Source organism: Neobacillus drentensis, from assembly GCF_036965245.1.
GTDB classification, from domain to species: Bacteria; Bacillota; Bacilli; order Bacillales; family Cytobacillaceae; genus Neobacillus; species Neobacillus drentensis_G.
The window spans coordinates 10,325-11,346 of sequence record NZ_JBALPG010000028.1 but is presented as its reverse complement, the minus strand read 5'-3'; the positions used below and the strand labels follow the sequence as shown (position 1 = coordinate 11,346).

Sequence of the window (1,022 nt, the reverse complement as noted above, 5' to 3'; positions counted from 1 at the left end):
TCATATTTAAGCTAAATCCTTTTGACTAGTTTCATCATTTTTTTCGAGGATGATGTTCCATTTATTTTTAAAACAATTCGATGGTCCTAGTTTAATTGATACATAGAAATGGACAAATACTCACATTTAGTAATTTAATAGTTTTATTTTCCCCACTCCACATCGTAGAAAACGCAAAGCCGTTCCACGCCACCATCTGCTATGGAGTTACAATTCATTCAAAGAACCAACCTACTATAATTAAGACGGTGTAAGCAGCGCTAAGCGGAGCTTCACCAATTTGTATTCGAAAATGTTTATTTTTTCTCAGATTGGATATTCTGAGTCGTTTTTGCGATCCTTCCTCCCTGTTCCATGGTGCTTTATATAAACTACTAAGTAACCCTAGCAAACTTCTAAGGGTGATTTACTTTATGATTCGGCGGCCAATTTAGGCGTCCTTTTTTGTTGAGACAAAGGAGATGGTTCCTTAGAATAATTAATTTTCCGTGTACTAAGTATTCAAGAAGGAATCCAAGGAAATCGGAATTTGTTCCTCGCCTTCTTATTGTTTTTCAATATCTTTATATTCTTCCTCTAAATCACTTAAAGTCCATTCATAAAGGTGTTTGTTATTTATTTTATAAATGCCTGATTTAATGAGTTCATCAATTAATTGATGCCTTTTTTGCTGAAGCTCATTTTGTTGTATTTGATTCATCATCTGAATCCTCCACTCGTCGACTTAAAGGCATCATTTTACCCTAAAATTTGTCGAAATCCCCATAAATTACATTCATTTAATGGAATTGTTAACATTATTTAATGAATGACAAAAACTAGGGTAATCGGCTTATGTGCTTTGAAAAAATTTTATACGAGAGTGCTACTTTGGCTGCTGTATAGTATTGACTTATTGTATAGAAAAGATCTGATAACTTCACTATTGCAATCACACACCGGAAGTCACTAATGGAGAATAGCTAGAATGTTCACCTTGCCCAAATTAATAAGATTCTCTTACCTTTGTTTTTTTCTACTCA

At 33.5% G+C, this 1,022-nt stretch carries 1 protein-coding gene; it reads right to left on the bottom strand.

Features of this window, described 5'->3' with window-relative positions; all coding sequences use genetic code 11:
- Window positions 1-544: 544 nt before the first annotated feature.
- Complete coding sequence (locus V7150_RS08080) at window positions 545-700, bottom strand: Fur-regulated basic protein FbpA (RefSeq protein ID WP_335515980.1); 156 nt, start codon at window positions 698-700, stop codon at window positions 545-547.
- Window positions 701-1,022: the final 322 nt, after the last annotated feature.

What these genes read in the sequence shown, in the direction of transcription:
- V7150_RS08080 (WP_335515980.1), bottom strand. Translation starts at nt 700, where the DNA reads ATGAATCAAATACAACAAAATGAGCTTCAGCAAAAAAGGCATCAATTA.